This is a genomic window from Sorangium sp. So ce394, assembly GCF_051474665.1.
Lineage (GTDB): Bacteria > Myxococcota_A > Polyangia > Polyangiales > Polyangiaceae > Sorangium > Sorangium cellulosum_D.
Genome location: NZ_CP150339.1, coordinates 10,790,734 through 10,813,214, shown reverse-complemented (window position 1 = coordinate 10,813,214; position 22,481 = coordinate 10,790,734). Strand labels below are relative to the sequence as shown.

At 72.6% G+C, this 22,481-nt stretch carries 19 protein-coding genes; 12 read left to right on the top strand and 7 right to left on the bottom strand.

All coding sequences use genetic code 11. From position 1 onward, the window contains the following. The first annotated feature begins 235 nt into the window (after positions 1 to 235). Positions 236 to 2,344, top strand: coding sequence for a glycosyl hydrolase (locus WMF33_RS39965; RefSeq protein WP_437333517.1), 2,109 nt, complete (start codon positions 236 to 238; stop codon positions 2,342 to 2,344). A 39-nt stretch (positions 2,345 to 2,383) separates the two neighbouring features. Here WMF33_RS39965 and WMF33_RS39960 read toward each other — a convergent pair whose 3' ends face one another. From WMF33_RS39960 to WMF33_RS39940, 5 genes are all read right to left on the bottom strand, one after another. Beyond that, positions 2,384 to 4,129, bottom strand: a complete 1,746-nt coding sequence (locus tag WMF33_RS39960) for a class II glutamine amidotransferase (RefSeq protein WP_437333516.1) — start codon at positions 4,127 to 4,129, stop codon at positions 2,384 to 2,386. Between the two features lie 21 nt (positions 4,130 to 4,150). After that, complete coding sequence (locus WMF33_RS39955) at positions 4,151 to 5,185, bottom strand: alpha-E domain-containing protein (RefSeq protein WP_437333515.1); 1,035 nt, start codon at positions 5,183 to 5,185, stop codon at positions 4,151 to 4,153. Beyond that, positions 5,182 to 6,870 carry a circularly permuted type 2 ATP-grasp protein gene (locus WMF33_RS39950; RefSeq protein ID WP_437333514.1) on the bottom strand — a complete coding sequence of 563 codons (1,689 nt, stop codon included), beginning with the start codon at positions 6,868 to 6,870 and terminating at the stop codon, positions 5,182 to 5,184. Before WMF33_RS39950 ends, WMF33_RS39955 begins: the two co-directional genes overlap by 4 nt. Positions 6,871 to 6,926: 56 nt before the next feature. Further along, on the bottom strand, positions 6,927 to 7,394 hold the full coding sequence (locus WMF33_RS39945) for a response regulator (RefSeq protein ID WP_437333513.1): 468 nt from the start codon (positions 7,392 to 7,394) through the stop codon (positions 6,927 to 6,929). A gap of 464 nt (positions 7,395 to 7,858) precedes the next feature. Beyond that, entirely contained in the window at positions 7,859 to 9,757 is a 1,899-nt protein-coding gene (locus WMF33_RS39940; RefSeq protein ID WP_437333512.1) for a chloride channel protein, read from the bottom strand. 224 nt (positions 9,758 to 9,981) lie between these two features. Here WMF33_RS39940 and WMF33_RS39935 point away from each other — a divergent pair, with 224 nt between their 5' ends. Both WMF33_RS39935 and WMF33_RS39930 read left to right on the top strand, forming a co-directional pair. Further along, positions 9,982 to 10,350: a hypothetical protein gene (locus WMF33_RS39935; RefSeq protein WP_061629806.1), complete on the top strand. Its 369-nt coding sequence runs from the start codon at positions 9,982 to 9,984 to the stop codon at positions 10,348 to 10,350. A gap of 105 nt (positions 10,351 to 10,455) precedes the next feature. Further along, complete coding sequence (locus WMF33_RS39930) at positions 10,456 to 10,842, top strand: hypothetical protein (RefSeq protein ID WP_437333511.1); 387 nt, start codon at positions 10,456 to 10,458, stop codon at positions 10,840 to 10,842. 185 nt (positions 10,843 to 11,027) lie between these two features. On the opposite strand, the gene WMF33_RS39925 is transcribed toward WMF33_RS39930, so the two are convergent. Beyond that, positions 11,028 to 11,732, bottom strand: coding sequence for a hypothetical protein (locus WMF33_RS39925; RefSeq protein ID WP_437333510.1), 705 nt, complete (start codon positions 11,730 to 11,732; stop codon positions 11,028 to 11,030). Between the two features lie 539 nt (positions 11,733 to 12,271). On the opposite strand from WMF33_RS39925, the gene glgC reads away from it, so the two are divergent. From glgC to WMF33_RS39880, 9 genes are all read left to right on the top strand, one after another. Next, complete coding sequence (gene glgC / locus WMF33_RS39920) at positions 12,272 to 13,540, top strand: glucose-1-phosphate adenylyltransferase (protein ID WP_061621780.1); 1,269 nt, start codon at positions 12,272 to 12,274, stop codon at positions 13,538 to 13,540. Positions 13,541 to 13,774: 234 nt separating this feature from the next. Beyond that, complete coding sequence (locus WMF33_RS39915) at positions 13,775 to 14,470, top strand: metallophosphoesterase (RefSeq protein WP_437333509.1); 696 nt, start codon at positions 13,775 to 13,777, stop codon at positions 14,468 to 14,470. Between the two features lie 291 nt (positions 14,471 to 14,761). After that, a complete protein-coding gene (locus tag WMF33_RS39910; protein ID WP_437333508.1) occupies positions 14,762 to 15,715 on the top strand; it encodes a 50S ribosomal protein L11 methyltransferase in 954 nt (317 codons plus the stop codon). Beyond that, positions 15,712 to 16,470, top strand: coding sequence for an RsmE family RNA methyltransferase (locus WMF33_RS39905; protein ID WP_020740143.1), 759 nt, complete (start codon positions 15,712 to 15,714; stop codon positions 16,468 to 16,470). The genes WMF33_RS39910 and WMF33_RS39905 overlap by 4 nt, the downstream gene beginning before the upstream one ends. Then, positions 16,470 to 17,465: a hypothetical protein gene (locus WMF33_RS39900; RefSeq protein ID WP_437333507.1), complete on the top strand. Its 996-nt coding sequence runs from the start codon at positions 16,470 to 16,472 to the stop codon at positions 17,463 to 17,465. The genes WMF33_RS39905 and WMF33_RS39900 overlap by 1 nt, the downstream gene beginning before the upstream one ends. A gap of 115 nt (positions 17,466 to 17,580) precedes the next feature. Continuing rightward, entirely contained in the window at positions 17,581 to 18,225 is a 645-nt protein-coding gene (locus WMF33_RS39895) for an RNA polymerase sigma factor (protein ID WP_437333506.1), read from the top strand. Then, positions 18,218 to 19,531 (top strand): FecR domain-containing protein, encoded by a 1,314-nt coding sequence (locus WMF33_RS39890; protein ID WP_437333505.1) that lies wholly within the window; start codon positions 18,218 to 18,220, stop codon positions 19,529 to 19,531. Before WMF33_RS39895 ends, WMF33_RS39890 begins: the two co-directional genes overlap by 8 nt. After that, the gene (locus WMF33_RS39885) at positions 19,528 to 20,745 is read left to right on the top strand and encodes a hypothetical protein (RefSeq protein ID WP_437333504.1); all 1,218 of its coding nucleotides are present in this window, start codon (positions 19,528 to 19,530) and stop codon (positions 20,743 to 20,745) included. The genes WMF33_RS39890 and WMF33_RS39885 overlap by 4 nt, the downstream gene beginning before the upstream one ends. Before the next feature lie 135 nt (positions 20,746 to 20,880). Continuing rightward, entirely contained in the window at positions 20,881 to 21,387 is a 507-nt protein-coding gene (locus WMF33_RS39880; RefSeq protein WP_437333503.1) for a hypothetical protein, read from the top strand. A 126-nt stretch (positions 21,388 to 21,513) separates the two neighbouring features. On the opposite strand, the gene WMF33_RS39875 is transcribed toward WMF33_RS39880, so the two are convergent. Next, positions 21,514 to 22,440, bottom strand: coding sequence for a hypothetical protein (locus WMF33_RS39875; protein WP_437333502.1), 927 nt, complete (start codon positions 22,438 to 22,440; stop codon positions 21,514 to 21,516). Positions 22,441 to 22,481: the final 41 nt, after the last annotated feature.

The window sequence follows — 22,481 nt, the reverse complement described above, 5'->3', positions numbered from 1 at the left end:
GATCGCCGGATTGATGAGGTCGCGACGGCTTCGCGCGCGGCGTCCGCCGCGCTCGCCAGGCTGGACGGGCCCGGCGCTTCGTGAAAGAATCTTGCTCCGTTGCTTGCAGATCGATGAAATTACCACGACACCAGGGCTCATCTCTCGATCCGCTTCACATCAGGTGGAGCGATGAGCGCTGGAGCGAGGGAGCAAGAGAATGATGTTGAAGCATCCGATGCTACGGACTTTCACGTTGCTGAGCTGCCTGTGCGCCATCGCCGCCTGCGGCGACGACGAGACCCCGCCGCCCCCGCCGACCAACAATGACGGCGGGGGAGGCGGCGGAGGGGGCGACGGCGGCGCCGGCGGCGTGATGGTCGAGACGTGGGAGCTCGATCGCGACAAGCCGCTGTCGAAGGTCGAGCCGGAGTTCGAGCAGTCGGCGCACGCGCTCGAGCCGATCGGCGCCCTGTCCCGCCTGAAGGCCCCGCTCCCCACGAACGCCACCTGGATGAACTTCGTGCTCGGCGCCGGCGATCAGCGGATCAACGCCGCGCCGTACGACCTCAAGGCGCTCGGACAGGGGCTGTCGATCGCCCGGCCGGACGTCGCGGTGGCGAGCAAGGCTGTCACGACGGCGGACGTCTCGCACCTCGGCCTCAGCGCGCGCGAGGCCTTCTCCGGCCACGCGGTCACGTCGTCCGACCTGCTCTCGGTCACCGTGGAGTGGAAGGCGCAGGGCGGCACCATGACCGCGCCCATCGTCTACGGGATGCCCTATGTCACGACCACGTACGCCGGGCTCCGCCCCTCCGTGCGCGCCGGCGACGGCGTGGCGATCACCGCGGTGAACGGCGAGTCGACGAGCCCGACCGAGGTCACGGGCGATCGATTCGAGATCTCGCTCAACAACGGTCAGACGTGGGTCCTCTACGCGTTCCCCGAGATCACCCTCGAGTGGGACGCGCTCTCCATGGTGGCGCGCGCGCCGTACGAGGGCTCGCTCCGCCTCGCGCTCGCGCCGGGGCCGAACGCGGCGGCGGAGCTCGACAAGCACGCCGCCGCCATCCCGCTCGGCGGCGACGTCGAGGCGACGGTCACCGAGGACACCGCCTCGGTGCGCTTCGTCTGGAAGACGGAGGGCGAGGGCGATCTCCTGACCATGGCCCTGCCGCACCACCTGGAGCGGCTCGAGAAGGTGAAGGGCGCGGACATCGCGTACCCGACCGTGATCGGCGAGATGAAGGGCATCTCCGGGGCGAGCTGGGAGCTCGTGTACCCGCTCAGCACGATCGGCTGGGACTCGCCGCGCCGCGTCTCGGACGACTGGAGCGAGATCGTCGCGGACGCGCTCGAGGAGGAGCGGTCGTTCACCCCCGCTCAGGACGTCGCCGGCGTGGACCCCTATTTCGGGGGCAAGCAGATCGCGAAGCTGGCGCGCCTCGCGCAGATCGCCGAGTCGGTCGCGAAGGAGGACCTCGCCGAGGAGCTCAGGGCGCGGCTCAAGTCGCAGATCAACCCGTGGCTCAACGGCGAGAACGAGAATCCCTTCGTCTACGACACGACCTGGGGCGGCATCGTGACGACCAAGGGCCTGGAGAGCGAGACCGCCGACTTCGGCCAGGGGTATTACAACGATCACCACTTCCACTACGGCTACTTCCTCTATGCCGCGGCCGTCCTGGCGAAGTCCGACGCGGACTGGCGCGACGAGTACGCCGACAAGGTGCTCTGGCTCGTCCGCGACATCGCGAACCCGAGCGCCAACGACCCGCATTTCACTCCGTTCCGCCACATGGATTGGTTCAGGGGGCACTCGTGGGCTTCGGGGCTGTTCCCGTTCGCGGACGGCCGCAACCAGGAGTCGACGTCCGAGGCCGTCAACGCCTGGTACAGCCTGAAGCTGCTCGGCGAGGCGCTCGATAACGACGACGTGAAGAACATCGGCCGGGTGCTCCTCGCCATGGAGACGGCCTCCGCGCAGACCTACTGGCAGATCACCTCGAACGGCACCGTCTACGACGTGCCCTTCAAGGAGAACGGGGCCGTCGGCGTCCTCTGGTCCACGAAGGCCGACTTCGGGACGTGGTTCGGGGAGAACCCGGAGTACGTCTATGGCATCCAGCTGCTCCCGATCACGCCGATCTCGGAGTCGCTGATCTCGAAGGCGTGGATCAGCTACGCGTGGCCGGCGATGGAGGCTGTCTCGAAGGGCGCGGAGGACCCGTGGAACGCCTTCCTCATCGCGGCGCACGCGACCGTCGACAAGGAGGCGGCCTGGGAGGAGGCGCAGGAGCAGACCGCGCTCGACGACGGCCTCAGCCGGACGGCGCTCCTCTACTGGATCGCCACGCGGCCCTGAGCCGCGCTCTCCCCGAGCGGCCCTGAGCCGCGCTCTCCCTCAATCGATCGGCTCGACCCGCACGTCGACCTCGAGGCGCTCCGCACCACCCCCGACGAAGATGGTGCCCGAGGTCGGCGTCGCGTCCATGTAGTTGCGCCCGACGGCGACGCGGATGTGCTCGGTCTGGGTCAGGATCCCGTTCGTCGGGTCGAAGCCCTTCCACCCGACCTCCGGCAGGTACACCTGCACCCACGCGTGCGACGCCTCGCTCTGCCGCTGGTTCTCGTGCTTCGGCCCCGTGTAGATGTACCCGCACACGTAGCGCGACGGCACGCCGAGCAGCCGCGTCAGGCAGATGAACAGGTTCGTGAAGTCCTGGCACACGCCGCGGCGGTTCGCGTACACGTCGAACGCCGTCGTGAACACGTTCGTCGCCCCCTGCTTGTACTCGTACTCCTCGAAGATCGAGGCGTTCAGGTCGAGCAGCGTGTCGAGCAGGTCGTAGTCGTTCCGCTTGACGAACGTCATCGCGTACTCGATGAGCTCCGTGAGCTCGCTCTCCGCCAGCTCGGGCGGCAGGAGGAACGGCTGCAGGATCTGCCGCTGCCACGGCATCCACACGAGCGGGATCGTCGAGCGGGCGTGCAGCGGGCGGAAGCTCAGCGGATCGGTGTCGAGCAGCTCCACCCGCGACTTCGACTCGATGACGAGATCCTTGAACGGCGTGTCGAGCAGCACCCGCCGCGCGCGGTTGCCGAAGACGTCGTCGTAATCGCGCTGCTGGCCCTCGACCGACAGGTTGATCTCGTTGTGGAGCACCGTCTGCAGCCGGTCGTGCGCCGGCGTCAGCCGGAGGAGGTGCGTGCTGCGCTCGACCGCGGTCGCGTAGTGGTACGCCGTGCGGTGCACCACCTGGAACCGGCGGATCGGCGCGTGCGTCGGGCGTCGGACCGGGCGCGACGAGAGCGGCGGCGTGGACGGCGCCGGCCGGCGGCGATCGGTGCGCGGGGCCACCGTGGCCCGCAGCGCGCCCTGCCGCAGCACCATGAGGTGGCCCGGCGGGACGCGCGTCCAGGTCGCGGGCTGCGCCCCCGCGTGGACCTTGAGCTCCTCCGACGAGACGATGACGCCCTTGCGGCTCTTGACCCCCCGGCGGCTGAGATCGACCTCGAGGTCCTCGTCCCCGAAGGCGAGCCGCTCGTACGGCGGCAGCACCTCCCACAGGAACGCGTCCCCCTCGCGATCGCGATCCGCGTAGACGACGAGGTCGCGGCCGTCGGCCAGCACCGACGTGAGCGGGCCGTGCTCGTTCATCTCGTCGAACCAGTCGCGCAGGACCGCCGGATCGATGTCGCCGAGGCTCCGGAGGCCCTCCGACGCCATCCAGCGGAGCAGCTCGCACAGGATGAGCTCCGTGTCCGTCGACCCCACGGGCTGGAAGAGCGACTTCGGATCGACCTCGATGCGGTCGACGAGGCTGCCGCTGTGCGCGAACAGCCAGTCGCGCCCGCCCCAGCTCCGGCTGAACGGCTGTGTGTTGGCGTCGTTGATGCTGCCCCACGTCGCCGTGCGGATGTGCAGCACGAGCAGCGACGACTCGAGGTGCTCCCACGCCTTCACGAGCTCGCTGCGGATGCTCCCCTGCGGCGGCGCCGGCTCCTTGAGCACCGTGGCGCTCGGCTCGCCGCCCGGGTAGTAGCCGATGCCCCAGCCGTCGGGCAGCTTGCCCCCGGGGCGCAGGCACGTGAGATCGAAGCACGGGGCGAGCTCGCCCTCGAACGACATCGCGAGGAGGTTCGGCATGGATACGTCGGCGGGTCTTGGCTACTGGCTCGTTCCGGAGGGGCTGCTGTCGGGCGGCCCGTAACCGAGCAGCTCGCGACCGATACCGTCGCAGATCGTGGCTGTCTCGTCGACCACATGGGTGAGCGCCGCGTGGACCGCGAGCGGATCGAACGGCTCGCCCGCCCTGTCGGCGACCCACTGGTGCAGGAGGTGCAGCCGCGTGAGGCTCTCGCCCCCGGGCAGCGTCGCGCTCTCCGGCGGCCGGATCTCGCAGAGCCGGGCGAACGCCGCGTGCACGCAGTGCCGGATCGAGCGCGGGAAGCGGGGCTCGAAGAGGAGGAACTGTGCGACCGCCTGCGGGTTCACCTGACCCTGGTGCAGCTTCATGAACGGCTCGAACCCGGAGCAGGCGCGGAGGAGCGAGAGCCAGAGCGCCGTCTCCACCACCCGGTGGCGCCGGGGCGCGCCGCCCTGCCCCGCGCCGCTTCTGGCGGACGTCGGCTGCTCCACGGCGGTCAGGGCGTGGTGGTGGACGTCGAGCGTGCGCGCGGTCTGCCCGACGCGCTCGATCAGCACGCCGAGCCAGATGAAGTCGAGCGGCGTGTCGTGGAGCATCGTGCTCTGGGTGAGCCCGAGGCAGAGCTGGGTGAGCTGCCGCACGCGCCGGTAGAAGGCGTAGCGGCTCGACCTGAACTCCTCCAGCGCCTGGTCGCTGTTCATCCAGAGGTGGAGCTCGTTGACGGTCTCCCACGCCTCGAGGCTGACGACCTCGCGGATCGACCGCGCGTTGTAGCGCGCCGCGGAGCTCGAGATGCGGAGGCTCGTCGGGTTGTCCTCGTCGAGGCTCATGTAGCGCTGCACGAGCTCGCCGTCGGCCGCGGCGTCCTCGCCGTGCACCTCGGCGAAGTGCGCCTTCTGCCCGGCCACGATGATGACCGGCAGCCAGCACTGCTGCGGCGAGAGCTCGGCGTCGAGCGCGAGGTTCTGCGTGACGGCGAGGATCCGGGCCACGCTCTCGGTCCGCTCGAGGTAGCGGCCGAACCAGAAACAGTGATCGGCGACGCGGGAGATCACGGGGCCTCCGTGGGGTCGGACGGGGGCGGTGAGGGTGGGGGCCGGGACGGTGGGGGTCGGGAGGACGGGGGCCGGGAGGACGGCGGCGGCGCGCCGGACGCGCCGTTGCTCGCGGCCTCGGGCGCGGGGCCCACAGCGCCGACCGACGGGGGCCGCTCCGCGCCGTCCCCCGGGCCCTTCAGGACCCAGGTGTCCTTCGAGCCCCCGCCCTGGCTGGAGTTGACGACGTACGAGCCGGCCACGAGGGCGACGCGCGTGAGCCCGCCGGGGAGCACCCACGGGCCGTCGCGGCCCGTCAGCACGTACGGGCGGAGGTCGAGCCGGCGCGGGACCGCGACCCTGGCGGCCGGGTCCCAGGTGGGGCTCGTCGACAGCTCGACCCGGTGCTGCGCGATGTAGCGGCGCGGCGTCGCCTCGATGCGCGCGCGGAACTCCTCGCGCTGCGCGGCGGTCGACTGCGGGCCCATGAGCATGCCGTAGCCGCCGGCCTCGTCGACCGCCTTGACGACCAGCTCGTGGAGGTGCTCGAGCACGTAGCGGCGATCGTCGTCGCGCATGCACAGGTAGGTGGGGACCTGCTCGAGGATCGGCGCCTCGCCGAGGTAGTAGCGGATCATCTCGGGCACGAAGGGGTACACGGCCTTGTCGTCGGCCACGCCGTTGCCGGGCGCGTTCGCGAGCGCGACGTTGCCGGCGGCGTAGGCGCGCATCAGGCCGCGCACGCCGAGCAGGCTGTCGGGGCGGAAGGCCTCGGGGTCGAGGAACGCCTCGTCGATGCGGCGGTAGATGACGTGGACGCGGCGCGGGCCGCGCGTCGTCCGGACGAAGACCTGGTCCTGATCGACGAAGAGGTCGGGCGCCTGGACGAGCTCGAGCCCCATGGTGCGCGCGAGGAAGCTGTGCTCGAAATACGCCGAGTTGTACGGCCCCGGCGTGAGCACGACCGCGCTCGTGCCGCTCGGGCTCACGGGCGACACCGAGCGCAGCGTCTCGGCGAGCCGGGCCGGGTAATGGTCGACCCGCTGGACGCGCCCCTTGTCGAGCAGGTGCGGCAGCACGCGCTTGCTGATGAGCCGGTTCTCCAGGACGTAGGACACGCCGGACGGGGTGCGGAGGTTGTCCTCGAGGACGCGGAAGGTCCCGGCCGGATCGCGGATGATGTCGACGCCCGCGATGTGGATGCGCACCCCGCCCGGGGGCCGCAGGCCGTGGACCTGCTTCAGGTACTGCCCCGAGCCGAGCACGAGGTCCCGGGGGACGCGCTCGTCCTTCAGGATGCGCTGGTCCCCGTAGACGTCGTCGAGGAACAGGCCGAGCGCGCGGACCCGCTGCTCGAGGCCGCGCTCCATGTGGGCCCAGTCGGCCGCGGAGAGCATCCGGGGGATGAGGCAGAGCGGGAAGATCTTCTCCGCGCCGCGCTGGTCCGCGTAGACCGAGAAGGTGACGCCCTGGTTGAGCAGGGCGAGCTCCGCGAGCTGCTGCGCGCGCGCGAACTCGCTCGGCGCGAACGCGCCGAGGAGCGTGGCAGTGCGCAGGAACTCGGGTCGTGGGGCGCCGTCTGGGCCAAACAGCTCGTCGTAGGCGCCGGGGAGGGGAGCGTAGCCGGCGAAGAGGCCGGCACCCGGGGTCTCTAACAACACTGGAGCGAAGCTACCGCCGGAGGGCCCCCGAGGTCCATGGGCCATTTGCGGTTTCGATTGGCGCTCGATTGGATGGAGCGCGCGCTGGTGAGCGGCGGAGGCTACTCGGCGTCGAGGATCTGGCGCTCCCGGCAGTGCGTGAGCTCGTCGACCGCGGCCAGGAAGGCGTCGTAGTCGATCGGCTTGGGGAGCACGCGAGCGACACCGAGGCTCGTCGCGTCATGTTTTGAAGACGCGGATGAAACAATGACTGGTATACGCGCCGTCTTCTCGTTGTGCCGGAGCGCCGTGAGCAGGCCCCAGCCGTCCATCACCGGCATCATGATGTCGACGACGAGCAGGTCCGGCGGCGCGATCTGGTCGAGCAGCGCCAGCGCCTCCTCCCCGTTCGAGGCGCAGCGCACCTCGTAGCCGCCCTCGCTCTCCAGGATCATGCTCACGACCTCCTGGATGCTGGGCTCATCGTCGACGACAACCACGAGCTTGGCGCGGCTGTTCGGCGCGCTCGAGCGTGTTCGTACCTCTGCGTTGCGCCGCACCGTCCGACCTCCGAGCGTATCGACCAGCATGCCCACTCTCCCCTGCGCGCTCTCCGGATCGAATTCCAGGGATGAACCAGAGTATCCCCCACGCCCCTGGTTCCGTCGCTGCGTGGAATCCAAGATTGAAAGCTCAGGAGACTCCCGAAACGGGCGGCGGACCTGCGCGTGGGCATTGCGCCCGAGACCGCGATCGCCGGCGCGGCGCGACCAGGACATCCGCCCGCCCGCGCGCGTGAAGCCCGGGCGTTCGCGGCGAGGCCCGCGGGCGCCGAAAACTTGCCTTTTCCCGGGGGAGCGCGCCCCGGCCGACGCGTTCGGCCGGTATTCGCGACGCGCGCGGATGACGCCCGTGACGCGCGCGGATGACGCCCATGACGCGCGGATGACGCCCGTGACGCGCGCGGATGACGCCCGTGACGCGCGCGGATGACGCCCATGACGCGCGCGGATGACGCCCACGACGCGCGCCGGGCCGTCGACGCGCGCGGCTCCTACTGCGCCGTACCTTCGAGCTGCGCCGTGGCGTCGTGGTAGGCGCGCGTGACGTCGGACTCGTCCAGGATGCCGACGATCTTGCCGTCGCCGTCGGTGACCAGGAGCTCGCGCACGCGGAGCTCCAGCAGCACCTGGAGCGCGCGGTGCAGGTCCGCGGTCTCGCTGACCGAGGCGGGGCTCGCCATCATGTCGTGCGCGATCGCGAGCCCCGACAGCTCGGGGCTCATCGCGGTGGCGCGGAGGATCTCGGCGTCGATGGTCCCGATGACCTTGCCCTCCTCGGAGAGCACCGGGAAGGTGTCCTGCCACTCGCACGCCGCGATGCGCTCGACGACGACCGACGCGGGCGTCCGCGCCTCGAACGACACGAACGGGCGGCTGCGGATGACGATGTCGGCGACGCGGATGCTGCGGAGCACGTCGACGATGAGCTCGTCGCGGTGCGCCGGAGACTCGCGCTTCGTCGCGACCTGCGCGCGGTACAGGGTGCTGTGCCGCAGCGCCACGAAGGCGATGCCCTCGCACAGCATGAGCGGCACGAGCAGGTCGTAGCTGCCGGCGAGCTCGCAGACCATGACGAGCGAGGCGATCGGCACGTGCGCGATGCCGCCGTAGAACGTGCCCATCCCGACGAGCGCGAACGCGCCGGGGTCGATGCGCGGGTCGCCGAGGAGGAGCTCCGCCGCGCGCCCGAACGCCCCGCCGGTGAGCGCGCCGAGCACGAGCGACGGGCCGAAGTCGCCGGCGCTGCCGCCCGAGCCCACGGTGAGCGAGGTCGCGACGATCTTCGTCGCGAGCAGCACGAGCAGCAGCTGCACCCCCGTCCACCCGCTGGGCATCCACGAGGCCCCGGTGATCGCGACCTGGGCCGCCCCGTACCCCGCGCCCAGCAGGCCGAACCCTTGCCCCGGCCGGTCGAAGCGCGGCCCGAGGAGCATCAGCAGCGGGGTCACGAGCGCGCCGAGCGCGAGGCCGCCGAGCGCGGGCTTCGCCCAGATCGGCAGCCGGATCTGGTGCATCGTGTGCTCCACGGTGTGCAGCGTCCGGAGGAACACCGTGGCCACGAGCGAGACCACGAGCGCGAGCGCGGCGTAGATCGGGAGGTGGGCCGGGATGAACGGGTAGCGGGGCGCGTGCGCGAAGAGGGTCGACTCGCCGAAGAAGTAGATGAAGACCGAGTACGAGACGACGCTGGCGAGGATGGACGGCACGAGCGCGTCGGCCTCGAAGTCGTCGCGGTGCAGCACCTCGACGGCGAGGAGCGCGGCCCCGAGCGGCGTCCGGAACACGGCCGACATGCCCGCGGCCGCGCCCGCGATGAGCAGGATCCGCCGCTCGCGCGCGCCCACCCGGAGGGCGCGCCCGATGATCGAGCCGATCGCGCCGCCGATCTGCATGGTCGGCCCCTCGCGCCCGCCGGAGCCGCCCGAGCCGAGCGTGAAGATCGACGCGAGCGCCTTCACCAGCGGGACGCGGCGGCGCATGTTGCCGCCCAGCCGGTGGAACGCGTTGATGAACGCGTCGCTGCCGCCGCCGCGGGTCTCGGGCGCGAGCCTGGCCGTGAGCAGCCCGCCGACGAGGGCGCCGAGGGCCGGCACGAGGCAGACGAGCCACGGCCGGAACGGCCCGGTGTGCACGCCGGTGAGCACCGCCTCGCCCTTCGCGCGGAGCGGCCTGTAGCCGGTGGGCGCGACGAGGAGCTCGTGCTCGGCGAGCTCGAGGGCGGCGAAGAACAGCGAGCCGGCGATGCCGGCCGCCACGCCGACGAGGATCGCGTGGAGCAGCACCCGACCGACGAGCTGGAACGCGATGAGCCCCTGCGCCCTGGGGATCGGCGTGCGCACCGCCGCCCCGATGCGGCTCGGGCGTGAAGCGTGGTCCTCGGGGGATGACATCATGATCTCGGGGGCCAGCGCCCCCCCGCCGCTGGGCCTGGCAGGGGCGGAAGCTTCCCTGATCTGGCCGCGGGTTGCCGCCTGAAATCGCCGCCGGGAGCGACTTCTCCGGCGTGGGCGCCCTGCCGTCGGCTTCCGGTCGGCGCTCCACCGCTCCATAGCGTGGAAGGAAGGCCGTGCGGGCGCGGTCTCGGGACCGTTCCGGGCGCGGACGAGGTGGAGTCATGACGACCGATCGGATCACCGTCGAGTACGGCACCCTCATCACCGGAGACGAGAGCGTCGCGATGGGCGACGCGGCGGTCCAGACGACGGACGAGAGCGTCCGCACGACGGCCGAGACGGTGGTCACGCCCGTGGTGGCGCTGGACCTGGCGGCCGAGATCCTGACGGGCGCGCTGGGGCCGCTGATCGACGCGGACTACGTGCAGGGCAAGACGCAGTTCCGCGACGTGCTCTGCGACCGGATCGACATCTCGCAGCTCGAGGCGGAGGAGCTGGTCGATGACATGGAGCGGTCCGGGCGGATCCGCTTCATCGGCGCGGAGGAGGGCCGGGGGTGGCACGTGCAGCAAGGCGTCGGCGCGCGCTGAGCGTCGAGGCGCCGCGCGCCGTCGACCACGCGCCGCGCGCCGTGGTGCCCGATGAAACAATTCCCTTGCCGGCATAGTCAAGACATGGCCTACGTTGAGGCGCCTATGGAGGACGGTACGAAGCCGCGCAAGGCCGTGGTCCCGAGCGCTCCGCCCATTCCGCTCGTGATCGTGGCCGGCTGTCCTGCCGAGTTCGTCGCGGTGTGCCGGGAGGTGGGGTCGCGGCTCGGGGTCGCGGTGCGCGAGTGCGATCTGCGCTCGCTCCGGCCGACGATCGCGGCCTCGCAGCCCTATGCGGTCATCGTGACGGAGGATCTGTACCGGTTCGAGCCGGCGTCGTTCGATGCGGTCATCCGCCAGGCGCCGGCCTCGCTGGTGCGCATCGATTCCCGGGAGGCGCACGACGATTCGATGCGGCGGCTCCTCGTCGACGCCATCTTCGAGTCCGCGGCGAGCGAGCCGGGCAGCGGGATCCGGTCGATCCTCACCTGAGGCCTCACCTGAGGCAGGCCGCGGCGCCGGCCGGTCGCTCCGGGTTCGACGAGGGAGAAAGACGCCGAAACGGAGAGGGCGCCAATCGAGGAGAGACAGAGGAGATCGCTCTTCTCTCTATCCCCTCGTGGCGCCCTTGCCGGTCCAGAGGCCCTCGCGCGATCCGCCGCCGCGCGGCGCGGCCGTCAGGGCCTGCGCTTCATGCCGGGGAGGGTGCCCTTCTCGGTCGGCGGCTCGAGGTACTCGATCTGCTCGGCCGACATGATGCCGTACTTCGGGTTGGCCGCGGCGCCGCCGGTCGACTTCGTGAACGTCACGCCGTAGGTGCCGGTGACCTTCACCTTCGCGCCGACGGCCGGGATCGGGTTCGGCAGATCCTGGCCCCAGAACTCGTCGGTGAGCTTCGCCTCGTTCTCCTTGCCGCGCGGCGCCCGGTCGATCGCCTCGATCAGGCTGTAGATCTGCGCGAAGTTCGAGGCCCAGCCCATCACCTCGATCACGTCCTTCGTCTCGCCCTTCTCGTCGGCGATCGCGAAGCTCGGGACCGGCGCCTTACAGTCCGGCGGGTCGGCCTTGCCCGTCTTGTGGACGGCGCAGGCCGGGGCCTCCGCGAGGTTCGTCTTGACGATGTAGCCGACGATCGAGAGCTTCTTGCCGTTCACGTCCTCGAAGTGGACGCGGCTCCGGAGGTCGTGCGTGACGCCCCACACCGTGTAGGCGTCGCCCTGCTTCTTGTTCTTCGCGGGGAGCGTCGGCACCGCGGGCAGGCTCGGCTTCTGGCCGCTGAACGCGGGCTTGGCTTGGTAGGGCTGCTCGTCCGTTCCGCACCCTGAAGTGCCCGCGACGAGGAGGATAGCGGCGGCGAGGGTTCGACCGAATCGGGCGTTCATGGCATCTCCAAGGTCAACGTGACGGGGGCATCCGGCAGGAAAGATCCAGCGCTGGAGTAGCCTCCGGACGGCGGTGCGCCGCGTGCGGATCAGGCGCCTCTCGCGTGCGCGCGCGGCGGCGGAAACGGCTAACACGGCCGCGAGCGGATCGTAAAGAGAAACGGAAACGTCCCCCTCTCTTCATCGGGCGGCGACGCGGCGGCGCGCCGCGGCGGACGTCGACGCTCCCCCGCCGGAGCGGCCGCTCGCGGGCCGCAGCGGGAGCGCGCGGTGCGGGCTGCCCGCGCGCGGGAGGGCCGACGCGCGCGGGAGGGCCGACGCGCGCGGGAGGGCCGCCGCGCGCGGTGCGGGCTGCCCGCGCGCGGGAGGGCCGCCGCGCGCGGCGTGGGCAGCCCGCTGGCTCGCTCGTTACGCACGTCGGGGCGCTCGTTACGCGGGGCTTCGCGGCGTTCTCCCGGTCCCCGGGTGTCCGTGAAACCGCGGAGGGCGCGTTTCCGCTCTTCGCGCTGGCAACATCGATCGAGTACCCTCTCCGTCCCATGCGCGAGACGACCCTGCGCGCCGCTTTCGAAGCGTCGAAGGTTTTGGTGATGATCCTCGCTGGCGGCGAAGGCCGCCGGCTCGGCCCCCTGACGCACGACCGGGCGAAGCCGGCCGTGCCGTTCGGCGGCCGCTACCGGATCATCGACATCGTCCTCTCGAACTTCGTCAACTCCGGCCTGCACCGAATCAAGATCCTCACGCAGTACAAGAGCGCGTCGCTAGACGAGCACATCGCCCGAGCTTGGCGCCTGTCGCCGATGCTCGACAGCTTCATCGAGACCGTCCCGGCGCAGCAGCGCACGGGCAAGAGCTGGTTCAAGGGATCGGCCGACGCTGTCTACCAGACCCAGCACGTCATCACCGACGAGTCGCCCGAGCACCTCTGCATCTTCGGCGGCGACCACGTCTACAAGATGGACGTGCGCCAGATGCTGCACGATCACCTCGCGCGCGGCGCCGACGTGACCGTGGCCGCCATCCCGGTGTCCAAGGAAGAGGCCCGCGCCTTCGGCGTCATCGAGTGCGACGAGGCGGGGCGGATCATCGCCTTCCACGAGAAGGTGCAGGATCCGCCGAGCATGCCCGGCAGGCCGGGCATGTGCCTCGCGTCGATGGGCAACTACATCTTCAAGACCCCGGCGCTGCTCGACGTCCTCGAGCAGGACGCCGCGACCGAGGACAGCGCGCACGACTTCGGCCGCGACATCATCCCGCGGATGGTGAAGAGCGGCAGCCGCGTCTATGTCTACGATTTCCACGAGAACCGCGTCCCCGGCGAGGACGAGGGCGCGGGGTACTGGCGCGACATCGGGACGATCGACGCCTACTGGGCGGCCCAGATGGATCTCGTGAGCATCCAGCCGGCGTTCAACTTTTACAACCCGCGCTGGCCGATCCGGACGGGCATCAGCCACGATCCGCCCGCCAAGTTCGTCTTCCGCGACGAGGCGAACGCGCGCGTCGGCATCGCGACGGACAGCCTCGTCTCGCTCGGGTGCATCATCTCCGGCGGCCGGATCCACCGGAGCGTGCTCTCGAACCGGGTCCGCGTGAACTCCTTCAGCCACATCGAGGAGTGCGTGCTGTTCGAGGACGTCAAGATCGGGCGCCACGTGAAGCTGCGCCGCTGCATCATCGACAAGGACGTCGAGATCCCCGCCGGCGCCGAGATCGGCTTCAACCTCGAGGAGGACCGCAAGAAGTGGTTCGTCAGCGAGGGCGGGATCGTCGTCATCCCGAAGCGCGCGAAGATCGACTCCCCGTAACGCTCCTGACCGGCCCGCCGCGCCCGCGGCGGGCGCCGGCCGCCGGCCAGCCCGCTCGCTCGGCCGCGGCGGCGGAGGCCGGCGATGCCGTCGTAACTTCCTGAAATTCAAGGAAAAATACCGATCGTGACCCCCGGCGGCGGCGGGCGCTGCCGCCGGGCGGGGCCGCCGAGCTCGGGGGGCCGGGGCCTGGAGGCCCCCTGAGCCGGGCGTCCCTGCTACGTTGGGTGTGCGATGCCGCGCACGATCATCATCGGTGACGTCCACGGCTGCCGGGATGAGCTGGCGCGGCTGATCGAGCACGTCGGCTTCGCGTCGGGCGATCGGGTGGTCATGGTCGGCGATCTGATCGTGCGCGGCCCGGATCCGTGCGGAACGCTCGATCTGCTCCGGGAGCTCGGCGCGATCTCGGTGCGGGGCAACCACGAGGATCGGCTGCTCCGCTGGCGCGCCGGGCGCAGCGATCCGCGCGGCGAGCCGCTGGGGGAGCTCTCGAAGGAGACCGCGCAGCAGCTGCGCAAGCGCGACTGGGCGTGGCTCGAGACGCTGCCGTACTGGCTGGATCTGCCGGAGCACGGGCTGCGCGTCGTCCACGCGGGGCTGATCCCCGGGCTGCCGATCGAGCGGCAGGATCCGCACACGTTGATGTACGTGCGCTGCCTCGGCCGCTACGGCGAGCCGGTCGAGCGCCGCGGGGGCAAGACGCTGTGGGGCCAGACCTACCAGGGCCCGCCGCACGTGGTGTTCGGCCACAACGCGCGCAGCGAGCCGCAGATGCACGCGTGGGCGACCGGGATCGACACCGGCGCCGTCTACGGGGGGCGCCTCACCGCGATGGTGCTCCACGACGGCGAGCGCGTGCCGCCTCCCGCGTTGCGCGGCGAGGTGCTCGTCTCGGTCCCGGCGCGCCGCCGCTACGTCGGGCGGTAGAGCGACGGTCTCCCGCTGCGGATACGGGCCCACCTCGGCGTCTTCGGTGCTCAGCGCACGGGAGTGCGCTTCCGCGCCGAAGACGCCGATCTGGGCCCGTCTCCTGTGCGGGAGACCGCCGCTCTGGATGCGCGGGCTGGATGCGTGGGGTGCGGCGCGCGCGGCGCGGAAATGCTCCGCGTGCTCCAGAAGTTTCGTGCGATCGGCGGGGCGGAGGTGGGCGATTTTCGTTAGGCTCCCGGCGCGCCGCCGCCGCTCTTCAGGCGGGCGGCCCGTCACGGAGCAAGCCAGGTGGAGCCTCGATACCCGTTCGTTGCAGTCGATGTCCCCGAGCCGGAGGCCGACGAGATCGCCGCCGCGCTCTTCGAGCTGGGCGCCTCGGGCGTGGAGCAGCGCGACGAGCAGACGCTCGTGCGCGGCGCGCGCTCGGGCCAGGTGACGCTCGTCGCGAGCTTCGAGGATCACGGCGAGGCGGAGGCGGCGATCGCGGCGCTCGGGGAGCTCTCGCCGCCGCTCGCCGCGCGGCTGGAGGAGGTGGTGGGCGACGCCTGGCGCGACGCGTGGAAGGAGCACTTCGCGCCGTTCGCGCTGACGCCCACGATCACGGTGGTGCCGCCGTGGGTAGAGCGCGCGCCGGAGCGCGAGGGCGAGCGGGTGCTGCTGCTCGAGCCGGGGAGGGCGTTCGGCACGGGCCTGCACGCGACGACCGCGCTCGTGGCGGAGCTGCTCGACGAGCACGCGGCCGAGCTCCGCGGCCGCGAGATCCTCGACGTGGGCACGGGCAGCGGGATCCTCGCGCTCGTCGCGCTGCTGCTCGGAGCGGAGCGGGCGGTCGCGATCGACAACGACGACGACGTGATCGAGGTGGTCCTCGAGAACGCGGCGCGCAACGGCCTCGAGGGGCGCGTCGAGGCGAGCGCCGGCGTGGTCGAGCAGGTGACGCGGCAGTTCCCGTGGGTGGTCGCGAACATCGAGGCGCGGGTGCTCCGGCCGCTGGCGCCCGAGCTCGCGCGCGTGCTCGCGCCGGGCGGCTGGCTGATCCTGTCGGGCATCCTCGAGAGCGAGCGGGACGATCTCGTGGCGCGGTACACGTCGCTGCCGCGCCCGCTCGCGCACGTCGCGACCCGGCCGGATCCCGCGTCGGGGCGGGGCGAGCGCGCGGCGGGGCGGGGCGACGCGGGCGGCGAGGGCTGGGTGGCGCTCCTGTTCCGCGCGCCGGGCGGCGCGGCGCCCGCGGCGGGATGAGCGGCCAGGGGCTGCTCCGGGTGCCGCTCGGGTCGATCGCGGCGGGCGTGATCGCGCTGCCGCCGGAGGCGGCGAGCTACGTCGTGCGGGTGCACCGCCTGCGCGAGGGGGATCGGTTCGTCGTGTTCGATCCGGAGCTCGGGGTCGAGGCGGACGCCACGCTCGAGTCGATCGGCCGGAAGAGCGCGGAGGCGCGCATCGACGCGCCCCGGCCGGCGGCGCTGCGGCCGGGCCGGCGGGTGACGTGGATCCAGGCGGTCGGCAAGGGCGACAAGATGGACGCGGTGGTGCGCGACGCGACCGAGCTCGGGGCGACGCGGATCATCCCGGCGATCTCGGCGCGCAGCGTGGCGCGCCCGGGCGAGGACAAGAGCCAAAGGTGGCGCCGGATCGCGGTCGAGGCGGCGCGCCAGTGCGGCCGCGGGGACGCGCCGCGCGTCGACGCGCCGATGAGCCTCGCGGCGGCGCTCGAGGCGGCGGGGGCGGCGCGGCCCGGCGAGGGCGGCGCGCTGGGGATGGTGCTCGATCCCTACGCGGAGACGCCGCTCGGCGCGCGGCTCGGCGCGCTCTCGCCGGGGGTGGAGGCGGCGTTCGCGGTCGGTCCGGAGGGCGGGTTCACGCCGGAGGAGCTCGGCGTGTGCGCGGCGCTCGGGTTCGAGCGCGTGCGCCTCGGCGCGCTGACGCTGCGCACCGAGACGGTGTGCGCGGCGGCGCTCGGGGCGCTGATCGCGGTGAGCGACGCGCGCGGGGGGTGATGGGCCGGCGCTCCGCGAGCGGCGCGCTGGCCGGCGTCGGCCTGCGCGTCATGGGGACATGTCCTGGCGCCGCCGCGCGGTGGAGCGCGCGGCTCGCCATCGCGCTCGCGGTCGTCCCCAGCGCGTGCAACGGCGCGGCGGACGCGCCGAGGAGCGGGCGCGCGCCGGCGCAGGACGGCGTCGCGCTCGCCTCCGCGGAGCGAGGCCCGGCGCCGCCGCCGCGCGTGACGGCCGCCGCGCCGGCGATCCCGACGGCCGCCGCGCCCGCGAGCGCGCCGCCCGAGCAGGCGCCGTGGCCTCGAGCGCGACCGCCGCGGGTCGAGACGGACTGGTGCATCGACGGCGTCGACGCGCTCGACGAGGAGACCTGCTACGTGCTGCCCGACGCGCCGACGCGCGCGCTGCTCATCTACCTCCACGGGATCGTCCCGCCGGGGAAGGAGAGCCAGCAGAAGACCAACTTCGAGACGGTCGTGTCGCGCGCCGCCCGGCGCGCGGGCGTCGCGGCCTTGATGCCGCGCGGCAAGGTCGGCCTCGCGCCGAAGGGGTACGCGCGCTGGTGGGGCTGGCCGACGGGCGGGCCGGCGTACGAGAAGCACGCCGCCGCGTTCGTGGCGACGTTCGCGGAGAAGCGGCGCAAGCTCGAGGAGGTCGCCGGCGTCGCGTTCTCGCGGGTGTACGTCGCCGGCTCGTCGTCGGGCGCGTTCTTCGCCGCGGCGCTCGCGCTGCGCGGCGGCATCGACGCCGACGGCTTCGGCGCGATGTCCGGCGGCGGCGGCCAGGCGACGGCCGAGCTCGCGACGCGCGCGCCAAGGCCGTTCTACATCGGCTTCGGCGCTCACGATTCGGTGGGCCGCTCGGCCCGCGCCCTCGCCGACGTCCTGCGCGGCGCGGGCTGGCCCGTGCGGGTCGCCGAGCACCCGGTCGGGCACGGCGCCAAGGAGGTCTACCTGGACGAGGCGTTCGCCTTCTGGCGCGAGCACGACGCGCGGTAGGCGCCGGAGCGTGAGGGAGATGGTTCGCGCCCCCCGCGCGGCAGCGGCGGGCGATCGCCCCTCGTCGCTTTTGTGAGCCACCCGGGCCGCCCTGCGACCACCTATTTCAGCTCCCGTGCTCCTGTCCAGCCCAGCCCTCGCCCCCCGGCTCACGCTCGTCCGCGCGAGCCCCCTGGCCGACCTGGATGACGCCGGCCTCGCCCGCGCGGCCGCCGAGGGGCAGCCGGGCGCCGCGGGCGCCGTGTGGGACCGCTACGGGGCGCTGGTGCACGGCCTGCTCCGCCGCGTGCTCGGCCCGGGCGGGGACGTCGAGGACCACGCCCAGGAGACGTTCCTGCAGTTCTTTCGCGAGGTGAAGAACCTGCGCGATCCCGCGGCCTTGCGCCCGTTCCTCCTCGGCATCGCCGTGCGCGTGGCGCGGTCGGCGCTGCGGCGCCGGCGGTTCCGGCGCTGGCTCTCGCTCACCGACAGCGGCGTGCTGCCCGACGAGCCCGCCGCGGGCGTCGACGAGGGCGCGCGCGAGGCGGTCGCGCGGCTCTACGCGATGCTCGACACGCTGGACGACCGGGCGCGGCTGCTCTTCGTGCTGCGCCACATCGAGGGGCTGGAGCTCGCCGAGACCGCGCAGGCGAGCGGGATGTCGCTGGCCACGGCCAAGCGCCACCTGGCCAAGGTGACCGCGCGCGTCCACGCGATGGCCGAGCGAGATCCGCTCCTCGCCGCCTACGTCGCGCCCGCGGAGGAGGCGAGCGATGGCTGAGCCGAAGCCCGAGGTTCCGCCGGAGGTCGCCCTTCAGCGGCTCACGGCGCTGGCGCGGGAGGCAGGGGCGGTCGCGCGGACGGACGCCGCGCTCGCGCGCGGGCGCGCGCGGCTCATCGAGGAGGTCGAGCGGCCCGTGCTGCCGCTCGCGCCGCGGCGGGGCTGGCTCATCCCCGCCGCGCTCGCGCCGCTGCTCGCGATCCTCGGGCTCGTCTGGCTCCGCCCGGCGGCGCGCCTCAGCTACCGGATCGACGACGCCGCGCCCGCGGACAGCTATGTGCTGGCGGAGGCGAGCGGGGCGACGGCGCGCTTCAGCGAGGGGACGACGATCCGCTTCGCCCCGGGGGCGCGCGGGCGCATCGCCGCCGTGACGGAGCGCGGCGCGCAGATCCACCTCGAGAGCGGCGCCGCGCACTTCCAGGTCGTGCACCTGCCGGAGGCCGAGTGGGTCGCGGAGGCAGGGCCGTTCACCGTCACCGTGACGGGCACGGAGTTCGAGCTGCGCTGGCAGCACGAGCGGCTCGAGCTGACGATGGAGAGCGGCTCGGTCGCGGTCCGCGGTCCGCTCGTGTGGGGCGGCGTCACGCTCCACGGCGGCCAGCGCCTGGTCGCCGACACCGGCCGCCGCGAGCTCACGATCGTAGGTCCGAGGGCCGACATCGATGCGTCTGCGCCCGAGGACGGCGCTCCGGCCGACGCTCCAGCCGAGCCCGACGCGGCGGCCAGGGTCGATGCGCCCGCCGTGGCCGAGGCGCCGGAGCCCGCTGCGCCGGCGAGGGTCGATGCGCCGGCGAGGGTCGACGCGCCGGCGAGGGTCGATGCGCCGGCGGCGGCCGCGACGGTCCCGCAGAGCTACCGCGAGCGCGTGGCCCGGGGCGATTTCGCCGGGGCCATCGCGGACGCGGAGGCCCGGGGCATCGACGCGACCATCGACGCGAGCCCGCTGCCCGAGATCGCCGCGCTGGCCGACGCCGCGCGCTACACGGGGCGGAACGACCTGGCCCGGCGCGCGCTGCTCGCCGAGCGCTCGCGCTTCGCCGGCTCGCCCGAGGCGCGCTCGGCCGCGTTCCTCCTCGGCCGCATGGTCGAGGCGAGCTCGCCCGCGGAGGCGATCTCCTGGTATGAGCGGTACCTGTCCGAGTCGCCCGGTGGACCGCTCGCGGCCGAGGCGCTCGGGCGGAAGATGCTCGTGACGCGCACCTCTCGTGGCAAAGACGCGGCCCGGCCGGTCGCCGAGGAATACCTCGCGCGGCACCCGCACGGGGCGTTCGCGGGCGCCGCGGCGGAGATCCTCGGCTCTCCATGAGGGTGTGGGGGCTCGCGTTCGCCCTGTGCGCGGCGCTCCTCATGCCCTGCGAGGCGAGCGCCGAGGAGGGCTTCCATCTGGTCGTGGTGCGCCCGCCGCGCGCCGGAAAGGTCGTCGAGGAGGCCACCGTCCGCCTGACCGGTGAGCTGCGGGCGGTGGGCTTCTCGGTCCGCTCCGCCGAGGGCACGTCGGGCACCGACGGGCGCGCGCAGGTCGAGGCGGCGGCGGGGACGCTCGCGGCCATCGCGATCCTCGAGTCCGATCGCGGCGCGGCGGCCGACATCTGGGTCGCCGACCACGTGATGAAGAAGACCGTCGTCCGGCGCGTGGAGCTCGGCGACCCGGAAGTGACCAACGCCGTGAGCGATCTCGCCGTGCGTTCGGCCGAGCTGCTTCGCGCGAGCCTGGTCGAGGTGATCGGCGCGCGCAGGCGGGAGCTGCCGCCCGAGATCGCGCGGTGGATCGCGCAGGCGTCGCCGCCGGCCGAGCGCGCGATCGCCGAGCCGGCGAAGGAGGCCGCCGGGCCGGCGACGGGGACCGAGACCGCCGGGATGGCGAAGGAGACCGCCGGGGCGGCGCAGGCGGATGCCCGGACGGCGCGGGAGGCCGCCGGGTCGGCGAACGAGCCGGCCGGGGGCGGCTCTGCCTTGCCCGAGCGGCGCGCTCCTCACGAGGCCAACGTGGCGCCCCGCGGGGCCGAGCGACGCCGGGACAGCCTCGAAGCAGGCTCCGCGCACCTCATCGGCGAGCTCGGGGGCGTCTCCTCGGTGTATCTCCGGGTCGAGCACGCCTTGGCGGCGCGCCTCTCGCTGCGAGCGACCTTCGTCCCAGGGATCCTCGAACATCGCCTCGACGCGCCGGAGGGCAGCGTGACGCTGCGGCAGACGCTGGCGACGTTGGGGCTCGCCTACGCCTTCGACGCGGACGCGGCGCGGCTCTATCCCGTGATCGCGCTCGGGGTGGGGGCTTATCACGCCTCGATCGATGGCCAGGCGAGCCTCCCGGCGGAGGGGAGGCACGAGGACTTCGTCACGGCGGGGGTCGCACTGGGCGGCGGCCTCGGGGTCCGCATCACGCCCGAGCTCACCGCGCTGGCGCAGCTCGACGTCGTCCTGCTCGCGACGGAGCCGGTCCTGGCGGTCGCAGGCACGGAGGTGGGGCGCACCGGCCGCCCCGCGCTGCTCTCCTGCGTCGGGCTCAAGCTGAGTTATTGAGGCATCGAGTCTCCTCTCACGAGACTCGATTTTCGTGAGCCACGGCGGCGGCGTCACTTCCACTTACCGATGGACGCCTCAAGCAACCTCCACGACGGGGATCGGACCATGCGCAACTCTGCATTTGATTTCCTCATGCGGCTCGCCGCGGCCGCGCTGTTCATCACGTCCGCGTGCGACGTCAAGGTGATCGATGTCGTCAATGTCACCGGCGGTGCGGGGACAGGGCCCTGCGTCGACAGCAGCTCATCGAGCGACGATTCATGCTCACCCGGCGCAAGCGGCGCCGTTGGATCCAGCGTGGTGAGCGTCGGCGTCGGCGTCGGCGGGTTCGGCGGCGTCGGCGGCGGGGTGGGGGGGTTCGGCGTCGGTGCGGTTGGCGGGTTCGACAGCGTCGGCGCGGTTGGCGGGTTCGGAGGCGTCGGCGGGTTCGACGGCGTGGGCGCCGTCGGCGGGTTCGGCGGGTTCGGCGGCGGGGCGGGCGGGTTCGGAGGCGTCGGCGGGTTCGGCGGCGGGGCGGGCGGGTTCGACGGTGTCGGTGGCGTCGGTGGGTTCGGCGGCGGGGCGGGCGGGTTCGGCGGCGTCGGCGGCTGGTCGCCCGTGCCGAACTGCGACAGCGATGTTTACTGCTTGAGCGAATAGAACGGCTGCCGTGGCGAGGCCCCCTGCGACGGCCACTTTCTTGGCGTTCCTTCGATGACCCGCTGACACGAGGCCCAGGCGCGCCGCGCCGGTCGTGACCGGCGCGGCCGGGGCACCGTCAGCCGATCACGGGAGCAGCGCGCGCCTCGGGCACTCGCCATCACCCTGGAAGTCGCCGAGCGTGCGCGCTTGCGCGACCACGTAATCGTACGCGGTCTCGATCTCCCCGAGGGCGCCGGCGAGGTTGTACTCCTGGCCGAAGACGTCGGCGACCTTCACCTCCTTGAGCTCCTCGATCGTCGTCTCGCCGTCGCCGTCGAGGTCGCAGTCGGCGATGTACTGCGCGTAGCGCTTCGTGAGCTCCACGCCCGCGGTGATGTTGTCGAAGAACCAGTGATCTCCGTGGATGGTCGGCTTCACCGCGATCGTCCCGCCCGTCGGAACGCTGAACCCGGGCAGCTCGTCCTCGGTCGCGCAGTCGTCGAACGACGTGCCGGCCGAGAGACCCCAGCTGAAGCGCACCTCCTTCGCGGGGACGCACTCCCCGGAAGGCGGGCACGACTCGCCGTCCTCCTTCTCGATGGAGCCCTCGAAGAACACCGAGTAGCCGTTCTCGACCATGAAAGCGACGTCGGCCTCGGTGGTGGGCGCGAGCGTCTTCGCGCCCTCCCGCGCGTTCGGGAGGTCGAACCCGAAGCGGTCCCAGCGCACGGCGCTCACGCCCTCGAACTCCGCGATCACGTACCGCGTGGCCGGAGCGTTCTTGAGGTCGAGCACGAACACCGAGGGATCGCTCAGCGTCTCCTGCGCGTCCGAGCGCGCCGCGCGCACGTTGCCGATGGTCACGAGGAATCGATCGTAGGTGACCTTCCAGCCGTCCGCGATGTTCTCCTCCCCCGTGCCGGGCTCGAGGCCCTCGGGGATGGTGTCCTCCGGCTCCACGAAGATCTGTACGGTGCCGGTCCCGGACCCCGCGCCGTCGTCGCCGCAACCCGCGATCAGCGTGAGCGCGGCCGCCGCGGCCACGATGCTTGCCTGTCCCGTTCTCTGCATGATCAAAGCTCCTCGAATCGTTGGAAATCCGGACGAGCGCG

Coding starts and splice junctions, on each gene's coding strand:
- WMF33_RS39905 (WP_020740143.1), top strand. CDS start 15,712: ATGAGCGGCCAGGGGCTGCTCCGGGTGCCGCTCGGGTCGATCGCGGCG.
- WMF33_RS39880 (WP_437333503.1), top strand. CDS start 20,881: ATGCGGCTCGCCGCGGCCGCGCTGTTCATCACGTCCGCGTGCGACGTC.
- WMF33_RS39890 (WP_437333505.1), top strand. CDS start 18,218: ATGGCTGAGCCGAAGCCCGAGGTTCCGCCGGAGGTCGCCCTTCAGCGG.
- WMF33_RS39885 (WP_437333504.1), top strand. CDS start 19,528: ATGAGGGTGTGGGGGCTCGCGTTCGCCCTGTGCGCGGCGCTCCTCATG.
- WMF33_RS39945 (WP_437333513.1), bottom strand. CDS start 7,394: ATGCTGGTCGATACGCTCGGAGGTCGGACGGTGCGGCGCAACGCAGAG.
- glgC (WP_061621780.1), top strand. CDS start 12,272: ATGCGCGAGACGACCCTGCGCGCCGCTTTCGAAGCGTCGAAGGTTTTG.
- WMF33_RS39925 (WP_437333510.1), bottom strand. CDS start 11,732: ATGAACGCCCGATTCGGTCGAACCCTCGCCGCCGCTATCCTCCTCGTC.
- WMF33_RS39960 (WP_437333516.1), bottom strand. CDS start 4,129: ATGCCGAACCTCCTCGCGATGTCGTTCGAGGGCGAGCTCGCCCCGTGC.
- WMF33_RS39930 (WP_437333511.1), top strand. CDS start 10,456: ATGGAGGACGGTACGAAGCCGCGCAAGGCCGTGGTCCCGAGCGCTCCG.
- WMF33_RS39915 (WP_437333509.1), top strand. CDS start 13,775: ATGCCGCGCACGATCATCATCGGTGACGTCCACGGCTGCCGGGATGAG.
- WMF33_RS39950 (WP_437333514.1), bottom strand. CDS start 6,870: ATGGCCCATGGACCTCGGGGGCCCTCCGGCGGTAGCTTCGCTCCAGTG.
- WMF33_RS39875 (WP_437333502.1), bottom strand. CDS start 22,440: ATGCAGAGAACGGGACAGGCAAGCATCGTGGCCGCGGCGGCCGCGCTC.
- WMF33_RS39935 (WP_061629806.1), top strand. CDS start 9,982: ATGACGACCGATCGGATCACCGTCGAGTACGGCACCCTCATCACCGGA.
- WMF33_RS39900 (WP_437333507.1), top strand. CDS start 16,470: ATGGGCCGGCGCTCCGCGAGCGGCGCGCTGGCCGGCGTCGGCCTGCGC.
- WMF33_RS39940 (WP_437333512.1), bottom strand. CDS start 9,757: ATGTCATCCCCCGAGGACCACGCTTCACGCCCGAGCCGCATCGGGGCG.